The 25,315-nt window shown below is 57.6% G+C and carries 21 protein-coding genes; 7 read left to right on the top strand and 14 right to left on the bottom strand.

Annotated elements, in window-relative coordinates; translation table 11 throughout:
* Position 1 precedes the first annotated feature (1 nt).
* The 5 genes from MIH18_RS06275 to MIH18_RS06295 form a co-directional block, all read right to left on the bottom strand.
* Positions 2-766 (bottom strand): S-methyl-5'-thioinosine phosphorylase, encoded by a 765-nt coding sequence (locus tag MIH18_RS06275; RefSeq protein WP_249014181.1) that lies wholly within the window; start codon positions 764-766, stop codon positions 2-4.
* Positions 750-1,994: a mechanosensitive ion channel family protein gene (locus MIH18_RS06280; protein WP_249014182.1), complete on the bottom strand. Its 1,245-nt coding sequence runs from the start codon at positions 1,992-1,994 to the stop codon at positions 750-752. The genes MIH18_RS06275 and MIH18_RS06280 overlap by 17 nt, the downstream gene beginning before the upstream one ends.
* Positions 1,995-2,074: 80 nt before the next feature.
* Complete coding sequence (locus MIH18_RS06285; RefSeq protein WP_249014183.1) at positions 2,075-2,575, bottom strand: L,D-transpeptidase; 501 nt, start codon at positions 2,573-2,575, stop codon at positions 2,075-2,077.
* A 38-nt stretch (positions 2,576-2,613) separates the two neighbouring features.
* Positions 2,614-3,297, bottom strand: a complete 684-nt coding sequence (locus MIH18_RS06290; protein WP_249014184.1) for a TetR/AcrR family transcriptional regulator — start codon at positions 3,295-3,297, stop codon at positions 2,614-2,616.
* Positions 3,298-3,350: 53 nt separating this feature from the next.
* Positions 3,351-4,376 carry a hypothetical protein gene (locus MIH18_RS06295; RefSeq protein ID WP_249014185.1) on the bottom strand — a complete coding sequence of 342 codons (1,026 nt, stop codon included), beginning with the start codon at positions 4,374-4,376 and terminating at the stop codon, positions 3,351-3,353.
* A gap of 41 nt (positions 4,377-4,417) precedes the next feature.
* Between MIH18_RS06295 and MIH18_RS06300 the strand changes: the two genes are divergently transcribed.
* Positions 4,418-5,032: a riboflavin synthase subunit alpha gene (locus MIH18_RS06300; protein WP_249014186.1), complete on the top strand. Its 615-nt coding sequence runs from the start codon at positions 4,418-4,420 to the stop codon at positions 5,030-5,032.
* Between the two features lie 88 nt (positions 5,033-5,120).
* Here MIH18_RS06300 and MIH18_RS06305 read toward each other — a convergent pair whose 3' ends face one another.
* The 4 genes from MIH18_RS06305 to MIH18_RS06320 all read right to left on the bottom strand — a co-directional run bounded on the left by MIH18_RS06305 (position 5,121) and on the right by MIH18_RS06320 (position 13,136).
* Positions 5,121-6,380, bottom strand: coding sequence for a methyltransferase (locus tag MIH18_RS06305; protein ID WP_249014187.1), 1,260 nt, complete (start codon positions 6,378-6,380; stop codon positions 5,121-5,123).
* Positions 6,377-7,471, bottom strand: a complete 1,095-nt coding sequence (locus MIH18_RS06310) for a class I SAM-dependent methyltransferase (protein ID WP_249014188.1) — start codon at positions 7,469-7,471, stop codon at positions 6,377-6,379. Before MIH18_RS06310 ends, MIH18_RS06305 begins: the two co-directional genes overlap by 4 nt.
* Positions 7,472-7,485: 14 nt before the next feature.
* The gene (can, locus tag MIH18_RS06315) at positions 7,486-8,166 is read right to left on the bottom strand and encodes a carbonate dehydratase (protein WP_249014189.1); all 681 of its coding nucleotides are present in this window, start codon (positions 8,164-8,166) and stop codon (positions 7,486-7,488) included.
* 65 nt (positions 8,167-8,231) lie between these two features.
* Positions 8,232-13,136: an NAD-glutamate dehydrogenase gene (locus tag MIH18_RS06320; protein WP_249014190.1), complete on the bottom strand. Its 4,905-nt coding sequence runs from the start codon at positions 13,134-13,136 to the stop codon at positions 8,232-8,234.
* Positions 13,137-13,325: 189 nt separating this feature from the next.
* Between MIH18_RS06320 and MIH18_RS06325 the strand changes: the two genes are divergently transcribed.
* From MIH18_RS06325 to MIH18_RS06350, 6 genes are read left to right on the top strand one after another with little or no spacing between them, the layout of a single operon-like run.
* Positions 13,326-14,312 (top strand): MoxR family ATPase, encoded by a 987-nt coding sequence (locus MIH18_RS06325; RefSeq protein WP_249008063.1) that lies wholly within the window; start codon positions 13,326-13,328, stop codon positions 14,310-14,312.
* A 7-nt stretch (positions 14,313-14,319) separates the two neighbouring features.
* Entirely contained in the window at positions 14,320-15,309 is a 990-nt protein-coding gene (locus tag MIH18_RS06330; RefSeq protein WP_249008062.1) for a DUF58 domain-containing protein, read from the top strand.
* On the top strand, positions 15,306-15,842 hold the full coding sequence (locus MIH18_RS06335) for a DUF4381 domain-containing protein (protein WP_249014191.1): 537 nt from the start codon (positions 15,306-15,308) through the stop codon (positions 15,840-15,842). The genes MIH18_RS06330 and MIH18_RS06335 overlap by 4 nt, the downstream gene beginning before the upstream one ends.
* Positions 15,839-16,864: a VWA domain-containing protein gene (locus MIH18_RS06340; RefSeq protein ID WP_249014192.1), complete on the top strand. Its 1,026-nt coding sequence runs from the start codon at positions 15,839-15,841 to the stop codon at positions 16,862-16,864. Before MIH18_RS06335 ends, MIH18_RS06340 begins: the two co-directional genes overlap by 4 nt.
* A complete protein-coding gene (locus MIH18_RS06345; protein ID WP_249014193.1) occupies positions 16,857-18,740 on the top strand; it encodes a VWA domain-containing protein in 1,884 nt (627 codons plus the stop codon). The genes MIH18_RS06340 and MIH18_RS06345 overlap by 8 nt, the downstream gene beginning before the upstream one ends.
* Entirely contained in the window at positions 18,734-20,233 is a 1,500-nt protein-coding gene (locus MIH18_RS06350; RefSeq protein ID WP_249014194.1) for a hypothetical protein, read from the top strand. Before MIH18_RS06345 ends, MIH18_RS06350 begins: the two co-directional genes overlap by 7 nt.
* A 76-nt stretch (positions 20,234-20,309) precedes the next feature.
* Here the strand turns inward: MIH18_RS06350 and ccmI are convergent, their stop codons facing one another.
* The 5 genes from ccmI to ccmE all read right to left on the bottom strand — a co-directional run bounded on the left by ccmI (position 20,310) and on the right by ccmE (position 25,308).
* On the bottom strand, positions 20,310-21,626 hold the full coding sequence (gene ccmI, locus MIH18_RS06355; protein WP_249008057.1) for a c-type cytochrome biogenesis protein CcmI: 1,317 nt from the start codon (positions 21,624-21,626) through the stop codon (positions 20,310-20,312).
* A gap of 59 nt (positions 21,627-21,685) precedes the next feature.
* A complete protein-coding gene (locus MIH18_RS06360; RefSeq protein ID WP_249008056.1) occupies positions 21,686-22,186 on the bottom strand; it encodes a cytochrome c-type biogenesis protein in 501 nt (166 codons plus the stop codon).
* The gene (locus MIH18_RS06365) at positions 22,186-22,722 is read right to left on the bottom strand and encodes a DsbE family thiol:disulfide interchange protein (protein WP_249008055.1); all 537 of its coding nucleotides are present in this window, start codon (positions 22,720-22,722) and stop codon (positions 22,186-22,188) included. The genes MIH18_RS06360 and MIH18_RS06365 overlap by 1 nt, the downstream gene beginning before the upstream one ends.
* Positions 22,722-24,758, bottom strand: a complete 2,037-nt coding sequence (locus MIH18_RS06370) for a heme lyase CcmF/NrfE family subunit (RefSeq protein ID WP_249014600.1) — start codon at positions 24,756-24,758, stop codon at positions 22,722-22,724. Before MIH18_RS06370 ends, MIH18_RS06365 begins: the two co-directional genes overlap by 1 nt.
* A 79-nt stretch (positions 24,759-24,837) precedes the next feature.
* Positions 24,838-25,308 carry a cytochrome c maturation protein CcmE gene (gene ccmE / locus MIH18_RS06375; protein WP_249014195.1) on the bottom strand — a complete coding sequence of 157 codons (471 nt, stop codon included), beginning with the start codon at positions 25,306-25,308 and terminating at the stop codon, positions 24,838-24,840.
* Positions 25,309-25,315: the final 7 nt, after the last annotated feature.

The following is a 25,315-nucleotide window of genomic DNA, read 5'->3' on the forward strand; positions in this document are numbered from 1 at the left end:
CCTACAAACCCCCAAGCTCGGCAACGGAAGCCTGTAGCAGGGTTTTCATGGCAACCATGCCATCGCCAATCGCTCGCTGAATGTCCACCATGGTGATGACCGTGTTGGACTTGCCGGCCGCATAATTAACCACCAGGCACAGGCTGACATAACGCATACCCAGCTCCGCCGCCAAAGCCGCTTCTGGCATACCTGTCATACCCGCCAGATCACAGCCATCACGCTCCATACGGCGGATTTCCGCAGCGGTTTCAAGGCGCGGCCCTTGGGTGGCACCGTAAACCCCGTGACTGGAAAAGCTTAATCCCAGACGTTCCGCTTGCTCGATCATAATCGCCCGCGCCGGCTCGTTATAAGGCCAGCTGAAATCAATGTGGGTAACGCTATCCAGCTCGCCCTCAAAAAACGTACCTTTGCGACCCCAAGTATAATCAATCAGCTGGTCCGGTATGACAATGTGGGCCGGGCCCATATCCGGGTGTATGCCGCCCACAGCGTTAACGCTCACCAACATGCGTACGCCGGCATCAAAAAGCGTCTGGATATTGGCGCGGTAGTTAATCTGGTGAGGCGGTATCCGGTGTGGGTTACCGTGGCGGGCCAGAAAAAGCACACGCTGCTGGCCCAGTAAACCACTGGTGAGCACCGATGAAGGCGCACCCCAGGTATTAGTCACGCTTTGCTCACCGGTTATTTGCAAGCCTTCAAGTGCGGTCAGGCCGGTGCCGCCGATAATGCCCACGGGGTGTTCAGCGAGGTTTTGCATGACGGCTCTCCACAGAACTTTCCTGGCCTGAGGTTTGTTCGCGGTCGTCGCGCAAAGAGCGCTCGCCCGCCTCGTTACTGGCGTTATCGCCGCCCTGGCCACCGTCGGAACTGTGTTCCAGATGCTTCAGCTTAACGCTATCGGCCACGTGCAGGGTCTGGGTCGGGAACGCCACTTCGGCCCCATGGCCAACAATAATGTCGCTGATTTTTAGCAGCACGTCCTGCTTCACTTCGTGATATTTCACCCACTCGCGGGTTTTTGTGAAGGTGTATACCATGATGTCCAGCGTGGAATGGCTGAACGCCAGAAAATTCACAATCAGAGTTTGGCTGGCTTCAATCTCTTTGTGATTTTTCAGCATCGTGCGAATATCGTTAACAATGTCCTGTATGCGGCCTATATCGTCATAGCGCACGCCAATGGTTTCATTGATTCTGCGGTGAGACATACGTGACGGGTTTTCTACCGCAATGGTGGTAAACGTAGCGTTGGGTACGTAAAGCGGGCGTTTGTCAAACGTACGGATGGTGCACATACGCCAGCCGATCTGCTCTACCGTGCCCTCAATATTGCGATCTGGCGAGCGTATCCAATCGCCTACCTTGAATGGGCGGTCGAGGTGAATAATAAAACCGCCAAAAAAGTTGGCCAGCAGGTCTTTAGCAGCAAAACCGATGGCAATACCACCCACACCGCCGAACGCCAGTACACCGGAAATACTAAAGCCCAGGGTTTGTAAGGCAATCAAAACCGCAGTAATCACCACCACCAACCGCGACAGCTTACTGATGGCGTTGACGGTGGTGTAATCCATCGGTTTTTTCATTTTAACCGGCGACACTAACACCTGCTCAATCTGCTTGATCAGGCCCAACACAGCCCAGCTCACCACCCAGATGAAGCCAATTTGAAGCAAGGCGTCGTTGGCGGTAAACACATCCGCTTCGGAATAGTAGTAGGCCACTTCCGCCGCCCAGTAAACGCCCTGCAACCAGATAAAAAACACCAGAGGCAAACGTATGGCGTGCAGTATGGCGTCATCCCAGATATTGCGGGTTTTAACAAACCTGCTTTCCAAGGCGGCAATCACGTGGCTGGCGATGTAGGCCACCGTTGCGGTACCAAATACCAGACCAAACACAATAAGACCCACGCGCCAGCCCGAAGACAGCAGCTCGAAGTGCGTCATCCAACCATTAAAGGCCACTATGCCTTCCTCAATCATGGAATCCCTCTTATGCAAAACCGAAGAATGCGCCAGGCAGCTCTGCCGGTGCTCTGTACTAACAGGTTAAAATCGACGTACTAAAAAATGAACACCGGCATCCCTGGCTTTAATCGGACAAACAGTGCCACCAGGTCGGCGTTGCGCATGCGCACACAGCCGTGGGACAACGGAGTGCCCATAGGCTCGGTGTCAGGAGTGCCGTGAATGTATATGAAGCGGCGAAAAGTATCGACCCCGGGGCCGCGATTTACGCCCCACTGCCGGCCGCACAGCCACACTATTCTGGACAGAATAAAGTCACGCTCGGGGTGGGCCATGGCCAATTCGGGGCTGTAGATTTCGCCGGTCGGGCGGCGGCCACGGAATACGCGGTTCAGCGGTTGCCCGGCGCCAATCATGGCGCGAATATAATGTTGGCCCCGTGGGGTGCAACCGCTGCCATCGAGTTCGCCGGCACCGTTCCGCGCCGTGGACACCGAATAATCACCCATGCACGTAGAAGCTACGTCAAACAGTTGCAGACGCTGGCGGGCTATATCAATAATCAGATGGCTGACAGCAGCAGCGCCGATAACCACAATAGGCTCCGTTCAGGCTTAGTGGCGGCACTGGCTGATTACAACACAGCCAGTGATTCCTGGTCGCAGGGCATAGGCATCAGCATTGGGTCTTTCGCCTGCATGCCGGCTGCCAAAAACGGCACCAGCCGCGCAGCAATTTCCTGCACGCTGGTTTCCACGCCCATCTTGTTGGCTAGAATATCACGTAAAGCTTCGTTACTGGACATAGTGAAAGCGGTGGCGCCAAGCATAAACTGAATGCGCCAGTAGCGATCGACCGCCGACAACTCTGGCGTAGCTTCTTTTAACAAGCGCATGAAACGGCTGAAAGGTTCGCTGTATTCCTGCTCCAGAAATTTTCGCAAATGCCCCTGCGACTGAGTATAAGCCAGGCCAAGAAGCCGCATGAAAATCGCAATGCCGCGTTCACTGCGCTGTGGCATTCGCACCGCGCTTTCGGTCAGGGCACGCAGGGTCTGGTTTAACGTTGGCGCTTTGCCATCACAACTTTTTTCCAGATCGTCAAACGCAGCTTGGGCGGTGGCTGAAAAAGGCGTTAAAAAGCGGGCAAAAACTGCTTGTATCAGGGATTTTTTGGAGCCAAAATGATAATTTACGGCGGCAAGGTTCACTTTCGCCCGGCTGGTGATCATCCGCAGCGATGTTTCAGCAAATCCGCGATCGGCGAACAATTCTTCCGCTGCGTCCAGAATGCGATCTACAGTATCTGATTGCGCCATTGTTAATCCTAATTCCAGTAATAAACGCGTGTTTTAAACATACGTTTGAAAAATCAATTTGTCAAGTTAGCGCTATCCTCTCTGTCGCCTACCGGGCTGCCTTCCACCAAGCCCTGGTCCAGCCCCTCTTGGCGGCTGTCCAGAAACACCTGTTGCAGCCTCTGGTACGCTTTGTCTGCCTCTACCAGATAGAACAGATACAGGCGCACGTATTTGCGCTCGGTTAATTGCCGCACCAGTGTGTGCTTCTCCGATGCTTCCCGTAATCGCGAAAAGCTGTGGCCTGCCAGCGCAGGGTTGAACGCCGCCATACGCTCGCACTGCCACACCAGCCCATCGGCCCCCTCTAGATGCGCCACATGGTGCCTGGCGTCCCGCAGCATTTGCCGGCGCTGCTGCACTAGCTCCCGGTTTGACGGGCGCGAACTGAACACCCTGCGCACCGGCGGCAATGCCAGCAGCAGCGTCGTAACAAACACACCAAAACCCGCACCGCCCAGCCACGCCGGCAATAAGCCAAGCACGCCGCCAACAAAGAAAACAGCGGCAACGGCCACCGCCAGCAACCACAGATCCCGGCGCCTTCGCGCAGCAGAAAGCCGGGCGTTATCCGGCCATCTCTCCATCGCCAGCAAGTCGTAATCGGCCAGCAGCACCCGGTCACATTGGCGCATCATCAATCGCAGCTGTCGCTGGTGGCTGGCGGCTTTGTCACGATTGCTGCCAGAGGAAGCACCGCAGCTGCCCACAGTGTCGGTAGCCATTGCGTCAGACGGCTGCTTGGCACTTTCATTTGAGCCGATCGCCGGTTGAGTGTTATTTTGAGTGCCCTGGCCCGCAACCGCCGCAGCCTTATCCGCCACGGCCGGCGCCGGGTCTGCCGCCCGGCCTTGGCGCAATACCGCGGGCGCTGCGGCTGACGGCGCCGTTGCAGGTGCCTGTCTCGCTTGGGTGCCAGTGTTCTGGGCCATGGGCAATTCCACCTGAAAATGTATGGACTTATTCAGATTAACGGCGTCGGCGGCAGAATCTTGAGGTGCGCGTTGTTCCTCTGGAATCATCTGGTTATTCTGGCCCACCGTATGCTACGTCATCTTTTCAACCGCACGAGGCTTTCCCCATGTTTACAGGCATTGTTCAGGGCATTGCGACCATTGAAGACGTTGTCACTGCGCCAGGGCTCAGTACGTTTGCCATCGCCTTGCCCGCCGGCAAAGCCGAAGGCGTGACCATCGGCGCCTCGGTTGCCATTAACGGAACCTGCATGACCGTCACCCGTCAGCAGGGCAATGTGCTGTACTTTGACGCCATGCAGGAAACCTTGCGGCTGACGACTTTGGGCGCTCTGGTGGCCGGCAGCCGGGTCAATTACGAACGCGCAGCGCGCATTGGCGATGAAATCGGCGGGCATTTACTATCTGGACATATTCACACCCGCGCGCAGGTTGTCGATATTGTGCGCAGCGAAAACAACGTCAGCCTTTGGTTTGAGGTACCGGCAGACTGGGCCCACTATGTGTTTGCCAAGGGCTACATTGCTGTTAACGGCGCCAGCCTGACCATTGGCGAAGTGCATGGCAACCGCTTCAATGTGCATCTGATTCCAGAAACCTTGCGCGCCACCGTATTTGGTGAAACCAGCGTGGGCCAAAGCGTGAATATTGAAATAGACAGCCAGACCCAAACCATTGTCGACACCTTGGCACGCTTGGGTTACGGCCGCCCTGCCGTTTAATCCCGTGGCGTGTTCGGAAGACGTGATTAAAAGGCGTGACTGAAGGCGGTGATCAAAAGCGGTCATTGAAAGCCACGAGCGCCCGATGTTAACGGCTAGCTTCAAGCACCACAAATTTCGGGTTAGCGTCTAGCTGGCGCACCTGGGGGAAAAAGCGGCCGAGGCTGCGGTGGTATCCCAGATGCCGGTTGCCCACCAGCAACAGTCGTCCACCGGGGCGAAGATGGCGGCGGGCGGCGGCAAACAGCGCCAAGGCGATATGATCACCCACCATCCCACCGTCGTGAAACGGCGGATTAAGCAGTATCAGATCGAACTCGCCACCATCTGCGGAAATGCTGTCGGCATGGTGGAAAGAAAATGCGCTGTGGGGGAATTCGCGGGCGGCGTTGGCAGCGGCGCTTATAACCGCCTGGCTGGAAACATCGCTGAAGGTCAATTCAAGGTGGCTGTTAGCCGCAAGCGCTGCCAAGCCAAGTACGCCATTACCGCAGGCTAAATCTAACACCCGCGCGCCTGGCGCCAACGTTGCGGCTGCCTGCGTAACGTGGGACAGCAATGCCCGGGTGCCGATATCCAGCTTGTCGCGGGCGAATACCGCCGGCAGAGCTGCAACGCTCAGTGCTTTTGCTATTTCAGCGCCCGCAGCAAGCGAGTAGCCCTGCCACGCAGGGTTCCAGTTTGCTAATTCTGCGCTTCCTTTTCGGCATATTACCACCCGCGCTTTTTTGCGCGCAGGGCACACCTTTTCGGTAACAATCGCTTGGGCAAACACGTCCACACTGCGGTCTGGCAGATGTTTTATCATGCCGCCCGCGAGTAGCACGCCGTCGTCTGCCAGCAAGGCATTTACCCGTCTAAGCAGCCAGGCCAGGTAGTCGCCATAGCGGGGAATGCGCATAACCACCAGATCAAACGGGCCACTCATTACATTGACGCTGCACCGGCTGGTTATTGCCGTTTCCTGCGTCAAAACCGGGTCGTCACGCCAGCTCAGCGGCGCGGCCTGATGGCTCGAAATGCTGTGCAGTGGTGGATTCAAGGCAAGATTGTGAGCCAGCACCGGCCCAAGGGCCGCGCTGTCGGCCAGGATAACCGGCTGCAACCCCCATAGCCCTAGCGTAAGAGCGCCGAAGTTGTCATCCACCACCAGCACCCGCGGGTGTGGTTTGTCCGCCTGCTGTTTGTCCGCCAGCCACTTGTCGTCCATCCAATGCGTGGCCTGCTGCAACAGCAGCTCATCCGCCGCATCCCAGGCTTGAAGGCTGGCAGCGTTGGCATTTGGCTTCGCTGCCCTATCAAGCGTTGGCGCAGGCGCCGCACGCTCCAGATTCAACGGCCATATCACTGACGAAAGGCCCGATACACCGTAAACTTGTTGTTTTCCGCAAGGCGTTCAACCGGGCCAATACAACGACGAATCAATGCCTCATAAGGCAGGAAGTTGTTGGCCACTAACCGCAGCTCACCGCCGTGTTCCAAGTGGCTGGCCAGGTCGCGCACAAAGCGCTCGGTCATGGTCATATCGGTGCGCACGCCGCTATGAAACGGCGGGTTAGACACCACCGCCTGCCAGCGGCCGTCTAGCCCGGCAATGCCGTCAGACGCAATAATTTCGCCCCGTGCACCCACTCGGTCATAAGTCGCACGAGCGCTCAGCAGCGCCTGCGACTGCACGTCTACGGCGTCAACGCTTAGGTCCGTGTTTTCATCAGTCTGCAACCAGGCGCCAATAACGCCGGCGCCGCAGGCAAAGTCGAGAACACGCAGGGCCTTGCCGGCCCTCGTCGGCGGTATACCGGGCGCCGCCCGAACCGACAGGGTAGTCAATGGGGTGCTGGCCAGGGTTTCCAGCAAAAGGCTTGTACCCGAGTCTAGTTCGCCGCGGCTGAACACACCGGGTAAGCCTGCTACATCGAGCTCCCGACCGGCAACGCTGATCTGGCTCCAATCCAGCCAATCTGCGATGGCAAAGTGCGCAAGCGGTGTTACGTCTTCTGCGCACCACACCTGACAATGCCGCGCACTGTCAATTTTGTGCACCTGAGGCAAGGCCTTGCGCAGCTGTTTCACCGCGCCGGCAATGCCCTCTTTTTTCTCCCCCAACACCAGCAGGCGGCCACCGGGGCACACCAGCCAACGCGCCAGCGACAGCCGCACATCAAGCTCGGCGCGGGCCTTGGGCAAAAACACCACAACAGAATCAAAGGCTGCGGCGGTCAGAGCCGGGGCGTCGTAGCCAAAGGCCACCGGCCAGCTGGCGGCCTGTTCCAGCGCGTGGGCGTATCCGGCGTGCTCGGTCATAGCCAGGCCAGTACTGCCCAACGTTGCCAGCTCGGTCAGTAAATCCGGTGCAATAGCGCCCAGCAGGGCGACCTTACCGGTCAGGTAGGAGCGATTACGAAGCAGCGCTTCGTGGGAATTAGGTAATGCAGACATGGGCGTTCCGTAATTCAGGCTTTAATCAGGCGGCCGGAGCGCACCGGGCGAAGTACCATTTCATCCACCGACTGCTGGCGGGCATGCTCGCTGGTGGCAGCGTTGGATATGGGTAAGCCCATATCCCGCATTATGCCGTCACGCAGGTCGTACACGAAGCCGTGCACGGTTAAGTCCTGGCCCCGTTTCCAGGCGTCTTGAACAATGCTGTTCTGGCACACGTGGTCCACCTGTTCAATCACGTTCAGTTCACACAGGCGGTCGGCGCGGTCTTGCACACTGGTGATGGGTTCCAGAATGTGCCGGTAACGATCACGCACGTCTTGCACGTGGCGCAGCCAGTTGGCAATCAGGCCAAAGCCCTCGTTTAGCAGGGCGGCTTTAACACCGCCGCAGCCGTAGTGACCCACCAAAAGAATGTGTTTCACTTTCAACACATCAATCGCAAACTGCAACACCGACAGGCAGTTGAAGTCGGTATGCACCACCACGTTGGCCACGTTACGGTGCACAAACAACTCGCCGGGCATCAGGTCCACAATCTGATTGGCTGGCACCCGGCTGTCGGCACAACCAATCCACAAATATTCCGGGGCCTGCTGATTTGATAACCGATCAAAAAACTGTGGGTCCTGCGCTTTAATGCCCTCTGCCCAGGCCCGGTTTTTTTCCAGTAAATAATCCAGTTGCCCCATCTATTTGCTCCAATTTTTGAGTTAAAGCGAAGGATTGAACGGGAATTGCTCCCGTTAATCAATACCTAGTTCACCTCAGAAGCCATTTCTTCCGGCTCAACTGGTACCTGGTGAAGAGTTATCTGCGCCAGGTCCAGTAGTTCCCGCAGGGCTACAGAAAACATGGCGTATTCCGGCTCGGGGCTGCGTTTCAACTCGACCAACATCTCCTGCCAACGGTCAATCATCGGCTGGTGACGGGCCATCCATTGATCCACGCACAGAGCTACATCACCCGGCTCGCCTGCTTGCTGCAGCACGCCGGTGGTCAGCGCCCGCTGCTGCCAGTTCAGATCTTCACGGAAACTTTCCCGCGCCAGCGACTGCCAATGGCTGGCTGGCACTAGCGCCGAGATGGCGCCGGCAAACCAATTCAACTGCAGACGCTCGCTGATTTCGTAGTACAAGCTGGCCACGGTTTTCAATGGCACGTCTGTCGCTTCCTGGGCTTCGATAATGCCCAGCGACGAATACAAATAGTCGGTACCGGCCAGCACCGGCGCCAGGTCTTCCGGCACTCCGGAATCCATCAGAGCCTGATGGCGCTTCTGCCAGAGTTTACGGGTTTGTCCGTTCAGATAGTCCGGCAGGCCCGCGGTAATAGCCCAAACGCTGTCGGCAAAGCGCTCAATGTGATGAGCAATCGACAGTTCGGCGCGGCGATTGCGCAACAGCCATTTCACAGTGCGCCGCATCAGCCGCATCATCTCTTGCATCAGTTCTATCTGCAGCTGAGCGTTTACATGGAAATCCAGGTCTTCAATGCGGTCCCACCAGGTGTCAACGCGGAACAGATCGCGGGCAATAATCCAGGCCAGTGCTATCTGCGCCGAATCGGCGCCGGTCGACTGTTTGATGCCATCGACAAAAATGATGCCCATATGGTTAACCATATCATTGGCAATCTGGGTGCCAATGATTTCCCGCCGTAGCTGGTGCTCGCCCAGCTCGTTGGCAAATTTGCGATTGAGCTCCCGCGGAAACACCTTCGACATTTCTCCCGCCAACAACGGATCATCAGGCAGGTTGCTGGCCACCAGGGTCTGCTTCAAGTCGGCTTTCACATACGCAATCAACACCGCGAGTTCCGGCCGTGTCAGGCCTTTACCAGCGAGTTTGCGCTGGTTCAGAGCCTCGTCGTCGGGCAAAAATTCCAGCTCGCGGTTAAGTTTGCCTTCTGCCTCTAAGGTGTTCATCAGCCTACGATATTCTTCAATGCGTTTGGCGGCGTCTTCGCTGGCAATGCTCAGCGCCTGGGTCTGGCGATAATTGTTCTTTAGCACCAGAGCAGACACGTCTTCGGTCATGTCTTCCAGCAGCAGGTTGCGCTGTTTGGCGGTCAAATCGCCCATCACAATGGAGCGATTGAGCAAAATCTTGATATTCACTTCGTGGTCTGAACAGTCCACACCGCCGGAGTTATCAATGAAGTCGGTGTTCAAGCGCCCGTCTTTGAGCGCGTATTCAATACGGCCGCGCTGGGTAAGGCCCAGGTTACCGCCTTCGGCAACCACCTTGCAGCGTAGCTCGGCGCCGTTGATACGAACGCCGTCATTGGCTTTATCGCCGACATCGCTGTGGCTTTCACCGCCCCCTTTGACATAAGTGCCAATGCCGCCAACCCACAGCAGGTCTACCTGCGCTTTGAGGATGTGGGCAATCAGCATGTTGGGCGGCACCCGATCTGCTTTAATTCCTAGCAGGGCTTTGATTTCGGGGCTCAGCGGAATGGATTTCGTACTGCGGCTAAAAACGCCACCACCGGCGGATAGCAACTCGCTGTTGTAATCAGTCCAGGCCGAACGCGGCATTTTGAATAGGCGCAGGCGTTCTTTATAACCCTTGGCTGCGTCTGGAGCCGGATCGATAAAAATATGGATATGGTTGAACGCCGCTACCAAGCGGGTTTTTTCCGAGCTCAGCAGGCCGTTGCCAAACACGTCACCGGCCATGTCACCAATGCCCACCACGGTAAACTCGTCATCCGCCGGGTTGATACCCATTTCCCGGAAGTGTCGCTCCACCGATACCCAGGCGCCGCGGGCGGTAATGGCCATTTTTTTATGGTCATAACCGTTGCTGCCGCCAGAGGCAAAGGCATCGCCCATCCAGAAGTCGTAGTCGGCAGACAGGCCGTTGGCGATATCAGAGAATGTGGCGGTGCCTTTGTCGGCGGCTACCACCAGGTAGTGATCGTCTGCGTCTTGGCGCACCACGCTGAGCGGTGGCACAATATTGCCGTCCACCAAGTTGTCGGTAATGTCCAGCAACCCGCGAATAAAGGTTTTGTACGCTTCTTTGCCTTCGGCCTGGAATGCCTCGCGGTTAGAGGCTTTCGGCAGCTGCTTGGCAACAAAACCGCCCTTCGCTCCCACCGGCACAATCACCGCATTTTTTACCTGCTGCGCCTTTACCAGGCCCAACACTTCGGTACGGTAATCTTCAAATCGATCCGACCAGCGCAGGCCTCCGCGCGCCACTTTGCCACCGCGCAGATGCACACCTTCTACTCGCGGTGAATACACAAATATTTCAAACATCGGCATCGGCAGTGGCATGTCCGGAATGCCGGTCGGATCCAGCTTTACGCTGATGTAAGATTTGGGCTGACCAGACTCGTCAGGCTGATAATAATTCGTACGCAAGGTTGCCTGAATCAGCTCCATATACAGCTTGAACACCCGGTCTTCGCTCAGGTTCTCAACTTCTTCCAGCCCCGCGTTAAATTCCACCAGCAGTTTTTGTTGCGTGGCCTCGCGCTTGGCGAAGCTGTAGCCGTTATCCGGATTAAAGCGGGCTTCAAAGTAAGCCAGCAAAACTTCGGTCAAGTTCGTGTGGTGGAATAATGTTTTGGCAATAAAAGTCTGGCTGTTGGAAAACCGAATCTGGCGCATATAACGGGCGTAGGTGCGCAACAGCGCAATCTGGCGCCAGCTCTTATAAGACGATTTCATCAGGCGGTTGAAAGCGTCGTTCTCGGCATCGCCGCGCCAAACACGACGAAACAGCTCGCCGAACAGTGGCCGCAAACGTTGCAGGTCGATCGTGGCGCCAGAAACCGTACGCAGAGTGAAGTCGTGCAGCCAGACCACCTCACCATTGCGATTGGTCATTTCAAACGGATGTTCGCTGAGTACGCGGAAGCCAAAGTTGTCGAACACCGGCATCACGTCAGACAAGGGTACCGGATGGTTTGGATAGAACAATTTGAAGTGAATTGTGCTGTCGTCTTCTTCCAGCGCCCGATAAAAACTCATGGCCATATCGCCGGTTTTGGCGGCGCTGGCAACGTATTCCAGGTCAATAGCGGCGCGGCGTGGTGAAAACATTTCCAGGTAACTGGCGGGAAAACCAGCACTCCAGGTACGCTTCATCTCGCTGCCCTGCTCTTCGCCCCAGGCTTCAGTAAGGGCTTCTGACAACCCGTCACTCCAGGACTGCGCCAGCTCGAACACCTTTTGGCGAATCTCAGCCAGTGGTAGCTGGCGATTTTCCATCGGCGGCACGCGAATGGTGAACTGTACCCGTGCCAGTACCGATTCGGAGAAATAAGTCACAAATTCGACGTCTTCGGCGCCCAAAGTTTCTACCAGAACCTGCTCGACTTTCAGACGCAGCTCGGTGTTGTAGATGTCCCGTGGGAAGTAGGCCAGGCAAGACACAAACTGACCGTACACGTCTTCGCGTATGAACAACTCAATACGCCGGCGTTCCTGAATGTACAGTATGCCCGTGGCCAATCGCAGCAGTTCATCAGTGTTGAGTTGGAACAGCTCGTCGCGGGGCAACACCGTCAGGATTTGATCAAGCTCTTTGCCGGTATAATCGTCACGGGGGAAGCCTGACTGCGCCATCACACTTTCGAACTTGCGGCGAATCAATGGAATTTGGTCTGGTCGCTCGTTGTACACTCGAGCGGTATAAAGGCCCAAAAAACGCCGCTCACCCACCACTTCACCCTTCTGGTTGAAGCGTTTTATGGCAATGTAGTCCGGGTAGGCTGGCCGATGCACGCGCGAACGCTGGGCGGATTTAGCAAAAATAAACACATCGTCGGTGCGGGTCATTTCCTGACCGGTGCGATTGGGCAACTCATTTAAGCGCACACACACGGGGCGTTCGTTGGTTACCCGCAGTATGCCCAGTTCGGAATCTTTTACCCGGCGCACCTCCACGCCGTTTTTGTCGTTTATAAAGTCGTACTCGTCGTAACCGAGAAACGTGAAATGATCTTCTTGCAGCCAGGTCAAAAATGCCTGTGCTTCTTTTTTCTGTTGCTTGCTGATACCTCCGGCGGAATGCTCCAGCTCCTCGCGACTTTCGATCACTTTCGCGTTTACCCGGGGGAAATCACCCACCGCGATGCGTACTTCGTGCAACACACTTTGCAGTACCTGCTCCAGCTCGGCCATTTCTTCCGGCGCGCTGTGGCGATCAATTTCAATGGCAATAAACGCCTCTTGAGCACACTCGGCCTGTGCAGTCCCGCTCGCATCTTTGCTGTGCAGATCGGCCAACTTGCCATCTTTATCGCGGCTGATCTGAAGCACCGCGTGCTGAATGGAATGGGTACCAATTTCACGCTGGTTAATGGCAATGCGCAAAGAGTCAATCAGAAACGGCATGTTCGGATGAATAATAAAAATCATCGTATGAGTCGACGTCCACCCATCGCTCTCCAGATCCGGGTTGAACACGGAAACCGGTGTTTCGTCTTGTACGCGCTGGCGCAGAAACTGCCAAGCTGCCATTACACCGCCATAAATATCTGAAAATCGCCGATTGACCAATTCTTCCAGAGGTATCTGCGAGTAATGCTGGCGGGCAAATTCGCTGATTCGGGTGGCTTCGGTTTTGGCAATCTTCTCGCCAAACGCCTCCTCTAACTTCGAAAAAAATTGTTCCTTACTGGCCAATGTCAGCGCATTCATAGCGTACCTCTGGTTCGTGTGAACGATGGGAACTGGTTTTATATCGTTTTTATGCCGTTGTTATCGCACTAGGATATGTCAAGCGCTTGATTTTTGCCGGCATCTCCGCAAAATTACGGCAACTACTTATCAGTCAGATTGTTGTAGCATAGCTGTCTTTTATCGTTACCGGTCACGAGTACCTTGCCTATGTCATCGTCGTTATCATTACAGCAGACTTTTCTGGATCTTCAGAGCCAGCTGGAAACACGTATTATTGGCCAGAAAACCCTGGTTAACCGCCTATTGATGGCTCTGCTGGCTGATGGCCACCTGCTGGTAGAAGGTGCTCCGGGGTTGGCTAAAACCACCGCCATCAAAACCTTGGCTGAATACATTGAAGGCGACTTTCACCGCATCCAGTTCACCCCTGACCTGTTGCCTTCCGATGTGACCGGCAGCGAGATCTATCGCGCAGAAACCGGTCTTTTCGAATTCCAGCGCGGCCCGGTGTTTCACAACCTGGTACTGGCCGACGAAATAAACCGCGCCCCGGCCAAGGTGCAATCAGCGCTGTTGGAAGCCATGGGCGAACGCCAGGTCAGCGTGGGCATGAACACCTTCGCGCTGGAACCGCTGTTTCTGGTGATGGCGACGCAGAATCCGATAGAACAGGAAGGCACTTACCCCCTGCCGGAAGCCCAGCTCGACCGCTTTCTGATGCACGTGTTGATTGATTACCCCGATGCCAGCGCCGAGCGCAAGATTCTGCACCTGGCGCGCCGCGACTTTCGCCAACCTGCGGCCGCCGTTACCCGCCGGGTGAGTGCCAGCGAGGTGTTTGCCGCGCGCCTGCAGGTGGCCGACGTACACATGTCAGAGGCCGTTGAGGACTATTTACTGGCACTGGTGCTAGCCACTCGCAAGCCTGCAGAGCTAGGCCCGGAGGTAGGCCCGGAACTGGCGCGCTGGGCCAGTTTTGGCGCCAGCCCGCGTGGCACTATCGCACTGGACCGTTGCAGCCGCGCCCAGGCCTGGCTTGATGGGCGCGACTATGTAACACCGGACGATATCCGCAATGTGGCCTTTGACGTGCTGCGCCACCGGGTGCTGCTAAACTTCGACGCTCAGGCTGAAGGCATCAGCACCGACGATTTTTTGCGGCGACTCTTAGAATGTCTGCCGGTGACGGCATAATCCGCCCATGATTCACGGTAACGCATCCAATGTGTCGGCCTCTGCCGCGCACGCCAACGCAGCGCACGACATCGCACTGCCATTGGCTGCGCTGGTAAAGCTGCAGGCAGAAGCCCATACGCTGCGGCTGCCGTCGGCCAAGGCCACCCGCAGCCGCCAGGCCGGAGCTTACGCCTCGCCACAAAGAGGCCGCGGTATGGCGTTTGCCGAAGTTCGGCAATATCAGCCAGGCGATGACATTCGCGCCATTGACTGGCGAGTAACGGCAAGGCGACAACAGGCCCATACAAAAATTTACGAGGAAGAGCGAGAGCGCCCGGTTCTGCTGTTATGTGACTTAAGCCCGTCACTGTTCTTTGCCAGTACCGGCGCCTACAAACAGGTGCGCGCCGCCCAAGCTACGGCCATGCTGGCCTGGGTTGCACTTTTTGGCGGCGACCGGGTAGGCGGTCTGGTGTTCAATGGCCAGCTGTTAACGCTGCAGCGCCCGGCAGGGCGCAAGACCTCGGTGCTGCGACTGCTAGACAACCTTGCCCACCTACAACATCAGCCCGGCCAGTTTCACCCCACCCCGAGCGCGCCGCTGGCAGAGCCGGGGTCGCTGGATAACGCACTGGCTGAAGCCTGTCGCGTTGCGCGCACAGGCAGCCGAATTTTCATCATCAGTGACTTTATGCAGCTGAGCGATCACAGCGCTGGCTTGATGGGTAAGCTGGCTCAGCACAACAGCGTCAGCGCCGTCCATATCAGTGATCCGTTGGAGCAGGCATTGCCCCGGCACGGCCAGTTTGCGGTGGCCAGCGCCATTGGGCCGCTATGGTTTGACGCCGCGGATAACACGTTTCGCCAGGCCTGGCAGCAGCGCATGAACCAACACCAGGAGCGGTTGCAACATTGCCTGCGCGTGGCGGCGGTCACCCGCATTGATGTTTCTACTGGCGAGCATCCGCGCTTGGCGCTGCGCGCGCTGATGGCCGGCGGGGGCCGCCTGGGATGAACACCCCTAACGCCAACAATGGGGCCAACAATATGGCCGACAACGCCGCCAACGCGCTGCAACAACTGCGCGATATTCATTTACCCGTGAGCGAAGGCTGGTGGCCGCCAGCGCCCGGCTGGTGGTTACTGGCCGCTGCAGGCTTGCTCTGCCTGGTGCTGGCCGTGCGCGGATGGCAACGCTGGCAGCGGCGCAACCGGCGCTGGCAAGCTGTACAACGGGAACTGGCGGCGCTGCGGGCGCAAACGCAAACGCAAACGCAGAATAGCCCCGTTTGGTTCAGCCAGCTTAACGCATTGCTAAAGCGTGCGGCCCGTGATATCCACCCACTGCAACCGGTCGTCGCCCTGAGCGGCGACGATTGGGTCGCGTTCTTGCAGCACAGTAGCGATAACGCCGTTGAAGCAGACCTGGTTACCACAATGGTGAACGCCTGTTGGCAACCCCACAACAGCTGCGACCCGCAGCAGGCACTAGCCTTTGCCGGGCGCTGGCTGCAACGCCATAAAAAACAACTGCGGGGTGCGCCATGACACTGGCTTATCCCTGGGTGCTATTGCTTGCATTGCTGCCGCTGGCGCTGTTTTGGCGCCGCCGCGCAGCCCAACCCGTGCAAGCACCGGTAATGCCCCTGGGGCACTGGTTAACCGACATGCCGGGGGTGTCCAGCCATAGCGCCAAAAACCCTGTATGGCTGCGTTTGCTCATACTGTCCGGCTGGTTGCTGTTGGTTCTGGCGCTGGCGCGACCACAAGTGGTGGGCGAGGCTCGGCAACTGCCGACAACAGGGCGCGATCTGATGCTGGTAGTCGACATTTCACCCAGCATGGACGAGCCGGATATGGTGCGTCAGGGCCGACGGATTAACCGGTTACAGGCGGTAAAACAGGTGCTGGCCGAGTTTATTGATCAGCGCCAGGGCGATCGCCTGGGCCTTATCCTGTTTGGCAGCCAGGCCTATGTACAAGCACCCCTGACCTTTGACCGAACAACGGTAAACATTCTGCTGCAAGAAGCCGGCCTCGGCATGGCCGGGAACGCAACCGCCATTGGCGACGCCGTTGGGCTCGCGGTGAAGCGCCTGCGCGAGCGGCCCCTAGAGCAACGAGTTGCCATTGTGCTGACCGACGGCGCCAACACCGCCGGCGAAATAACGCCTGACAAAGCCAGTGAGCTGGCACAGGCCAGTGCCGTGCGGCTTTACACCATCGGTATTGGCGCCGGCGCGGATAGCGCCATAACCGGACTGCTGCGGCGCAATCCGTCGCGGGATCTAGACGAGGCCCTGCTAACGCGCATGGCGCAGCAAACCGGAGGCCAATATTTTCGCGCCCGTAATCTGGCCGAACTTGCCGGTATTTACGCCAGCATTAACCAGCTCGAACCGGCCCTCCAAGAAGGTCAGTTTTACCGACCGGTGCGCGAATATTATGTCTGGCCGGCGGCGCTGGCGGTAACCCTGTGGCTGTTTGCGCTCTTGTTCCGCCGCTACCAAAAGCTACGCCAGCAACCGCTTCGCCAAGGCCCCGAAACAGAGAAACAGCCCCATGTCTGAGCTGATGATTTCGCAGTTACAATGGCTGCGGCCCTGGTGGCTTTTGCTGTTGCTGGCCACACCGCTGGTGTACTGGCTGGCCCGGCATCGCGGTGACAGCGACAGCGGCTGGTCGGCACTGATACCCCAGCATCTTCTGGCGCCGCTGCTGCCGGAGCCGCGACACAGCACTGCGGACCAGCGAAGAGTGCCAAAAAGAGTGCTAAGAAGAGTGCTAAGAAGAATGCCACGAATCAACAGCCCGCTGGCAGCCGTGCTGGCGTTTTCGCTGATCAGTCTGGCCTTGGCGGGCCCGGTGTTGCGCCAGGCGCCAAGCCCCGCGGCACCGCCCGCCAACAGCCTGGTGATAGTGCTGGACCTGTCGCTGTCGATGCTGGCCACCGACGTGCAGCCGAACCGCCTGACACTGGCCAAGCGCAAGGTTCGCGACATTCTTGCCGCGCGCCAAGGCAGCCTTACAGCTCTGGTGGTGTACGCCGCAGACGCTCACGGCGTAACGCCCCTCAGCGACGACAGTGCCACTACCGAATCCATGCTCGCCGTTCTGGAACCGGTGATGATGCCGGCCGCAGGCAACCGCGCCGATCTCGCAGTGCGCAAGGCCATGGAGCTGCTCGAACGCGGAGCACCGGGCAACGGCCGTATTTTGTTAATCACAGACGACGTGCAACCCCGTTACCGCCAGGCCATTACCGAGCTGTTAACAGGCAGCCGTTTCCAACTTGACACCCTCACCGTTGGCACCCGCGCCGGTGGCCCAATCCCTCTGGCAGAGCGCGGTTTTATACGCGACGGCGACCGCATTGTGATCAGCCAGGCAGCGCCCGAGACATTAGCACAGCTAGCAGCGGCCAATGGCGGCAGGAGCGCGACTCTGACGCTGGATGGCCGTGACCTCAGCGCTCTGGCCGTCAGCGGCTCAAACACGGCTTTCGCCAAAACCGACGCGGCACGGCTTGATCCTGCAAAAACACGCCAACGGTCACAGTGGCAGGAAGACGGCTACTGGCTACTTTGGCTGGCCCTTCCCTTGTTACTGCTGATCTGGCGCCGCGGCGCTTTAGCGCTGTTCGCGCTCGCCTTGCTACCTACCCTGCCGCAGCCTGCGCAAGCCCTTAGCTGGGGCGAGCTGTGGCAGCGTGAAGATCAGCGCGCGCCAGCTCTGATAGAGCAGAACCCAAAGCAGGCTGCAGAGCAGCTACAAACGCCTGAATGGCAAGGCACGGCGCTCTATCGCAGTGGCGAGTTCGAAGCCGCCGGTGATCGCTTCGCCGATGTGCCGGGAGCCGAGGGCGCCTACAACCGGGGCAACGCCCTGGCCCAAGCGGGCAAGTTGGCGCAGGCTATTGCTGCCTACGACCAGGCACTCACCCTGCAGCCCCAACACCCGGACGCCCTTGCCAACCGAGCCTTGGTTGCCGACCTGCTCCAGGAACAGGAACAGGAACAGCAAGAACAAGGTCAACAGCAAGACCCGTCATCCGGACAGGACTCGGAATCTGACAGCCAGGACGGGCAGCCGCAGAACAACGAGAATGCCGAGAACTCCGAAGATTCCGGGAACTCCGGGAGCTCGGAAAAAGGTGAAAACGGGCGCGATCAGCAATCTGACAACAACGGCGATAGCGCAGAGCTCGATGCCGAAATTGATAAAAAATCAGGGAGTGAGCCCGAGAGTGAACTCGAGAGTGAGCCCGGTAAAGAGCCGGGCCCGGAACAGGCCCCGGCAGATACCCGGGAAGCCCCGCTGAGCCAGAGCCAAGAGCAGTATTTAAGGCGGGTGCCAGACAACCCTGGCGGTCTGTTGCAGCAGAAATTCCTTCAGCAATACCGGCAACGGCAGACACCAGCAGACAGAGGCGATACGCCATGGTAGAGCAACACCGTAAATTCTCGACGCCGTTGCAGCGGCATGGTTATGCCGATTACAGCGATTGCCGTGGCTTTGGTCGGTTTTTGATCATCGCCTTGTGCCTGCTAGCGTTGCCGGCATGGGCGCAAAACCCGACTGAAGACGTGCGGAAGAGTTTTATAGAGCTCTCCACCGACAAAGCCGAACTTTATGTGCAGGAGCAGCTGCTGCTAACGGTACAGCTGTACTTCAGCAATGAGCTTATTCGCGGCGAACTGTCGGAGCCGGCCAGCAATAACGCGGTGATTGAATCCTTGGGCCCACAGCAGGAATACTCGCGGGTTCGGGGTGATCAAAGCTACCGTATGATTGAGCGCCGCTACGCGGTTTACCCGCAGGCACCAGGCCAACTCAGCCTGGCACCCCTGGAATTTGAAGGCAGCTTTCGCGGCGCCAACGGCCGCCTGCAGACCCTGCGCAGCAGCGAACAACTGTTTGACCTGCCGGTGAAAGACATACCGCCGCAATTCAGCGGCAGCGTCTGGCTACCCGCCACAGGGTTAACGCTGGAAGAAAGCGGTCTCCCCAGCGATAACCGCGTCACCAGCGGTGCAAATCTGACCCGCCAGCTAACCCTGCGCGCCAGCGGCTTGCCAGATGCTACCCTGCCGCCCTTCCCGGCTCAGACAGCGCCGGGGCTGCGCACTTATCCAGAGCCCGCCAAGCGTGCCACCGACATCAGCACCGACGGCTTGATGTCTATATTGCAACAGGCCAGCGCCTTGGTACCGGTGCAGGCCGGCGAGCTGCGCCTGCCCGAGGTGCGCGTTCCCTGGTGGGATACCGCAAGCGATTCAGAAAAAGTCGCGATTATTCCTGAGCGCGTGCTGGTGGTTGCGCCCGGCTCAGGCATCAATACTCAAGCTCAGGCCCAAGCTCCGGCGGTCGCCGCCATTGATGAAACGCTGAATAACGTCGTTAGCGACGCAGATTCAGAATCGGATATGAACGGCCAAAATACCACTGGCGGCGGTGCTTTCTGGCCTTGGCTGGCGTTGTTTATGGCCGTTGGCTGGGGTATTACCGCAGGTTTGTTCTGGCGCGCAAAGCGCTCGCGTTATCGAGCTAACGAGGCAGCCGAGAGCAACCTCGGGCCAGACGATTCAGGGCTCTACAAGGAACTGCTTGCCGCTGCCGGCAACAACAATCCGGACACACCGCGACTGTTGCTACGCTGGATGAATCTCCAGTATCCGGACCAGGGATTTCAAAGCTGGCGCCAGGTGGCGGAGTTCTGTCATTTGCCGCCGCTCACTGACGCACTAACCAAGCTTGAACAACAGCGTTATGGCACAGAGCAACCGTTGGAAGACAAGACGTCGGAAAACAAGGTTTCAAACAATCCGACGCAACTGCAACAGGCAATTCGTGAGCTAGAACGCAGACCGGCCAGCCAGGCGGCAAACAATGATCTATCGCCACTGTACCCGCCTGCCATTGATGCATCGCGGCAGTAGCCCCACTCAGGTATAAATCATTGCAGACCACCGCGGTGGCGAAAACGTACGCGGCGCTACCGCGGCAAGGCCCTGCTCATTCGATCAGTAGGCTATCAATCACTAACGTCAGGGGTATTTGCTCACCAGCGGCTACGGTAGCCGGCGCTGCCAGGCTGCCCTGCCAGTCGCCGGCGCGGGCCATAACACTGCTACTGGGGCTTAGGCGCGCCGTGACCATCACTTTTTCAACCGAGGAAATCGTATTCTGCGGAGACATTGCCAAGGAGTCATCCAGACGGATCTCTAACGGCATGTCAGCGGCTTTGAAGCGTGCAACCGCCAGCGGTGGGCCGCTGTTAACGTTGGCCTGGCGGGCAAACACAAACAGCGTGGTATCGGCAGGTACGTCGTTTAAGAAAGCTTCGTCCAGGCTAACGCTGACGGTGACACCAGGGCCGTCACTTTTTAAGGCCTGAGCCGACTGCTGATCGGAAGCCTGAATCGATGCCAGAAAACTCTCAGGCGGTGTTTCGCCCAAGCGGTTGTAGGCTTCGGTAATACCGCCCTCAATAGAATCGCGCTGCGGGTGGTCTGGCGCCACCTGAACAATACGCTGCCAGAAGCCAATCGCTTCGCGGTAGTTTTCCTGGCCAAAGGCGCTGATGCCCAGCAGGCCAAGGGCATTGACCTCGTTTGGGTCAAGCTCCAGCGCGCTGGAAATCACCTGCTGCACCTCTGCGTTCATAGCACCCTGGTATTGGAAAAACATCGCCTGGCCGGCCAGACCCAATGCCATGGCACGGGACGGATCGTCGCCGCCGGCACGCTCGACGCTTTGCTCCAAACGCTGAAACGCCTGTGCCGCCTGCGGGTATTTTTCCATGCGCATATAGGTTTGCCCCAGCATGGCCCAGCCGTCGGGGTTGTCCGGGCTGGCTTCTAGCTTCGCCTGCAACTGCGCCGCCAGCGACGCCATCTGTTGCTCGCGGCCGGCTTCATTACCGGCCCCCAGCTGTTCCATGGTGATGAACTGCTCTACCTGATCCATAGCACCCCAACGCTCATACAACACAAGGGTCAAAGCGGGAATCACCAGAATGGACACCAGTGCCACCGCCATGCCGGTTTTACGGCCGGGGGTTGAGGCGGCAGGCGTTTCATTTTCAGGAATGTCATCGAGCATGGAACCACCAAGCTCGGTTTTTAGCTGTTGATAGTTGTCTTTATCAAGCACCCCGGCTTCGTATTCCGCGTCCAGTTCCTGCATGCGCGAGCGGTAAGCCAGCAGATTCTGATTGCGCTGGTCTAGCTGTTGGCTCCGGCCAGAGCGGTGGAACAAAACCGGATACAGCACAAAGGCCAATGCCAGCACGATTAATAAAGATGCGGCAATCCAAAACATATTGCTCATGAAAATCCCGTTACCGATGAGAGAAAATCGTTAAATGTGATTGCGGTTTGTTTTGGGCGTTACGCCTGTGAATCCGATTTGCCGTTGTGCCCGTCCATAATCTTCTCCACCCGCGCCCGTTCCTCGGCGCTCAGTTCGCTGTCAACCTGGTTGTTGCGGCGCGATCGCAAAACAATACCACCCACAATTAAAAAGCCGCCAAGCACTGAAATAACCGGTGTTGCCCATAACAGCAGGGTGCGCTTTTCGACTAAGGGCTTGTAACGGATAAACTCGCCAAACCGACCGACCAGCGAATCCATGATTTCTACGTCGCTGGCGCCGTTTGTCATCATCCGATAGACCTCGTCACGCATGTCTTCGGAAATCGGCGAATTGGAGTCGGCGATGTTCTGGTTCTGGCACTTGGGGCAGCGCAGCTCGGCGGTCATGGTCTGGTACCGCTGCTGCTTGTCATCCGTGTCGAAACTATAGACGTCGCGCACTACCGCCTGGGCCGGCAGCGCCAGAACAATCAGCAGGGCTGGTGCAAAGCGGCTGAATAGCCTGAAAATTGCCATCAGTACTGGCCCCCTGCCTGGTTTAAGAGAGGCCGTAAAGTCTCTTCCCACACCTGCTTGTTCACCACGCCTACGTGGCGATGCAGCACCGTGCCGTCAGCACCAATTACAAACGTTTCGGGAGCGCCATACACACCCAGATCAAAACCCAGGCTACCTTTGGGATCATAAATACTGGTGCTGTAGGGGTCGCCCAGGCGCTCTAGCCATGCTTTGGCCTCAGCACGCTGGTCTTTGTAGTTCAGCCCCACAATGGGCACGCCTTCGTTCTTGGCCAGCCACATCAAGTCAGCATGCTCGTCGCGACACGACGGACACCAGGTGCCCCACACATTTAACAGGCGGGGTTCACCCTGGAACACCTGCTGGCTGACTTGCACGTCTGGCCGGTGCAGGTCCTCAAGGGCGAACTCCGGCATGGCTTTACCGACCAGGGCTGACTCCAGCTTTGTCGGATCTTTTCCGATGCCGGAAAATAGCAACACGCCTAAAACCAGAGCCACCAGCAACGGCAAAAACAACAGGACCCGCTTCATCAAGACCGAGCCTCCGAAGCTATCACCGGTTTTGTAACAGAAGTCATTACCGGGTGTGCGACAAGGGAGCCACTGTCGGCAGGTTTTGCTTTTCGCTCGGTTGCCCGTTCGCGGATACGGTAGCGTTTGTCACTCACCGCCAGGAAGCCGCCAAGTGCCATTATGAAAGCCCCCAGCCACAACCAGCGAATCAACGGTTTGTACTGCAGCCGAATGGCCCAGGCGTTGTCTGAGATGCGCTCACCAATAGCGACAAAAATGTCGCGGGTAAAGCCTGCATCTATGTCTGCTTCGGTCATCACGTTCATGCCCACCGAATACTGGCGTTTTTCCGGGTGCAATTCAGCCACTTTACGGCCGTCCAACAACACGTCAAAACCACCGTATTGGGCGGTAAAGTTTGCACCCTGGCGTTGGCCAATGTCAGTGAAAACAAACTGATAGTCGCCCACGGTGGCAACATCGCCCAGCTCCATACGAACGTCGCGCTCAATGCCGTAGTTGGACACCACTGTTGCGCCGGCGATGGTCATCGCCAGGCCCAAGTGCCCCAGCACCATGCCGTAATAGCTGCGCGACTGGCGTTTGAGCCCATGCATCCGGCCCTTGCGTGAGTTTGACTTGTCCAACAGGTCCCAGCACGTGGCCACAGCCACCCACACCGCGGTGAAAATGCCAAGAAAAGCCATAATCTTGAACTCGCCGTAACCGACAATCGCCGCGGCGCTGATCAGAATGCTGAGAGCCAGCGGCCACAGCAGTTTGCGCGCCAACCAGCCAGCGTCGGTTTTCTTCCAGCGTGAAAAAACACCAACACCCATTAACAGCCCGGCGGCGATGGCCAGCGGAGTAAATGTCAGATTGAAAAACGGCTCGCCAATAGACAGTTTGCCCATATCCAGTGAGTCCAGCACCAGCGGATAAAGCGTGCCCACCGCCACCAGCAAGGTCGCCGACACCAGCATGACGTTATTCAGCAACAGGAAAATTTCCCGCGACATGGAACCGTAACGGGCGCGCACGTGCACAGTGGGTGCACGAACCGCGTACAGAATCAGGCTGCCAATCACCGTGATGGCCAGCAAAACCAGCAGGAAGGTGCCGCGCTCGGGGTCCGAGGCGAAAGCGTGCACCGAGGTCAGTACGCCAGAGCGCACCAGGAAGGTGCCGAGCAGGCTCAGGGCAAAGGTCACAATGGCCAGCAACACAGTCCAGCTTTTGAACACACCGCGTTTTTCCGTCACCGCCAACGAGTGCATCAGTGCGGTACCCGACAACCAAGGCAGTAGAGACGCGTTCTCGACCGGATCCCAGAACCACCAGCCGCCCCAGCCAAGCTCGTAATAGGCCCACCAGCTGCCCAGAGCAACACCGATGGTCAGAAAGGCCCAGGCCACAGTGGTCCAAGGCCGCGACCAGCGCGCCCAGGCGGCGTCCAAACGGCCGTTAATCAGTGCCGCAATAGCAAAGGCAAAAGCGACTGAAAAGCCCACGTAGCCCATGTACAGCATAGGCGGGTGAATAATCAGGCCAAAATCCTGCAACAACGGGTTCAGGTCGGCGCCGTCGGCGGGAATGTTTGGCAGTATTCGCTCAAACGGATTCGAGGTCATAACGATAAACAGCAAAAAACCAACGCACACGATGCCCAGCACCGACAGCACTTGGGACACCATCACCGCAGGCAGGCGCTGGGAAAACACCGCTACCGCCAGGGTCCAGCCCGCCAGCATCAGAATCCACAACAGAAGAGAACCTTCGTGGCCGCCCCACACCGCACTGAATTTGAAATACCAGGGCAACAGGCTATTGCTGTTGTTGGCAACATAAGCCACCGAGAAATCATCGGTAAGAAAAGCGTAGGTCAGAATGCCGAAGGCCACGGCGACAAACACAAACATGCCCGCCGTCAGCGGCCTGGCAAACGCTTGCAAGCTATCACGGCCGGTGACCGAGCCCACCATGGGCACCACCGCCAGCAACACCGCCAACAGCAGCGCCAGAATGAGTGCAAACTGTCCGAGTTCCGGATACATCATACTTTCCATACTCCACATATTTGCCATACACCACTCACGTGCCACACACCCTTGCGTATCGGGCGTTTAACGGGCATCAGTTGGTCAGGGTTTTGGTAGCTTCAACCGCGATATCGCGGCTTTCGGAGGCTTTTGCCAGAGCGTCAGCCACTTCCGGTGGCATGTAGTTTTCATCGTGTTTGGCCAGTACCTGGTCGGCCACAAACACGCCTTCGCTGTTTAACCTACCCATGGCCACAATGCCCTGCCCTTCGGCAAACAGGTCGGGCAGGATGCCCACGTACTCAACGGTGACGGATTCGGTAAAGTCAGTCACCTTGAATGCTACCTTCAGGCTTTCGGTATCGCGCAGCACAGAGCCTTTTTCCACCATGCCACCAGCACGAATGCGCACATCCGCCGGTGCTTCTCCCGCGGCGATCTGGGTAGGATCATAAAACAGATTGATATTCTGGCGCAGGGCGTAGGTGGTCAAGCCTACCGCCACGGCAAGGCCGACCAGCAGGAACAGCACAATGGTCAAACGTTTTTTACGGATCGGGTGCATGGTTTTT

This window comes from Marinobacter sp. M3C, from assembly GCF_023311895.1.
Classification (GTDB): domain Bacteria; phylum Pseudomonadota; class Gammaproteobacteria; order Pseudomonadales; family Oleiphilaceae; genus Marinobacter.

Bases quoted from the DNA above. Each gene is read 5' to 3' on its own strand.
- MIH18_RS06365 (WP_249008055.1), bottom strand. From the start codon at position 22,722: ATGAAGCGGGTCCTGTTGTTTTTGCCGTTGCTGGTGGCTCTGGTTTTA.
- MIH18_RS06360 (WP_249008056.1), bottom strand. From the start codon at position 22,186: ATGGCAATTTTCAGGCTATTCAGCCGCTTTGCACCAGCCCTGCTGATT.
- MIH18_RS06280 (WP_249014182.1), bottom strand. From the start codon at position 1,994: ATGATTGAGGAAGGCATAGTGGCCTTTAATGGTTGGATGACGCACTTC.
- MIH18_RS06320 (WP_249014190.1), bottom strand. From the start codon at position 13,136: ATGAATGCGCTGACATTGGCCAGTAAGGAACAATTTTTTTCGAAGTTA.
- MIH18_RS06290 (WP_249014184.1), bottom strand. From the start codon at position 3,297: ATGGCGCAATCAGATACTGTAGATCGCATTCTGGACGCAGCGGAAGAA.
- MIH18_RS06310 (WP_249014188.1), bottom strand. From the start codon at position 7,471: ATGTCTGCATTACCTAATTCCCACGAAGCGCTGCTTCGTAATCGCTCC.
- can (WP_249014189.1), bottom strand. From the start codon at position 8,166: ATGGGGCAACTGGATTATTTACTGGAAAAAAACCGGGCCTGGGCAGAG.
- MIH18_RS06335 (WP_249014191.1), top strand. From the start codon at position 15,306: ATGAACACCCCTAACGCCAACAATGGGGCCAACAATATGGCCGACAAC.
- MIH18_RS06345 (WP_249014193.1), top strand. From the start codon at position 16,857: ATGTCTGAGCTGATGATTTCGCAGTTACAATGGCTGCGGCCCTGGTGG.
- MIH18_RS06300 (WP_249014186.1), top strand. From the start codon at position 4,418: ATGTTTACAGGCATTGTTCAGGGCATTGCGACCATTGAAGACGTTGTC.
- ccmI (WP_249008057.1), bottom strand. From the start codon at position 21,626: ATGAGCAATATGTTTTGGATTGCCGCATCTTTATTAATCGTGCTGGCA.
- MIH18_RS06350 (WP_249014194.1), top strand. From the start codon at position 18,734: ATGGTAGAGCAACACCGTAAATTCTCGACGCCGTTGCAGCGGCATGGT.
- MIH18_RS06370 (WP_249014600.1), bottom strand. From the start codon at position 24,758: ATGTATCCGGAACTCGGACAGTTTGCACTCATTCTGGCGCTGCTGTTG.
- ccmE (WP_249014195.1), bottom strand. From the start codon at position 25,308: ATGCACCCGATCCGTAAAAAACGTTTGACCATTGTGCTGTTCCTGCTG.
- MIH18_RS06330 (WP_249008062.1), top strand. From the start codon at position 14,320: ATGATTCACGGTAACGCATCCAATGTGTCGGCCTCTGCCGCGCACGCC.
- MIH18_RS06325 (WP_249008063.1), top strand. From the start codon at position 13,326: ATGTCATCGTCGTTATCATTACAGCAGACTTTTCTGGATCTTCAGAGC.
- MIH18_RS06340 (WP_249014192.1), top strand. From the start codon at position 15,839: ATGACACTGGCTTATCCCTGGGTGCTATTGCTTGCATTGCTGCCGCTG.
- MIH18_RS06275 (WP_249014181.1), bottom strand. From the start codon at position 766: ATGCAAAACCTCGCTGAACACCCCGTGGGCATTATCGGCGGCACCGGC.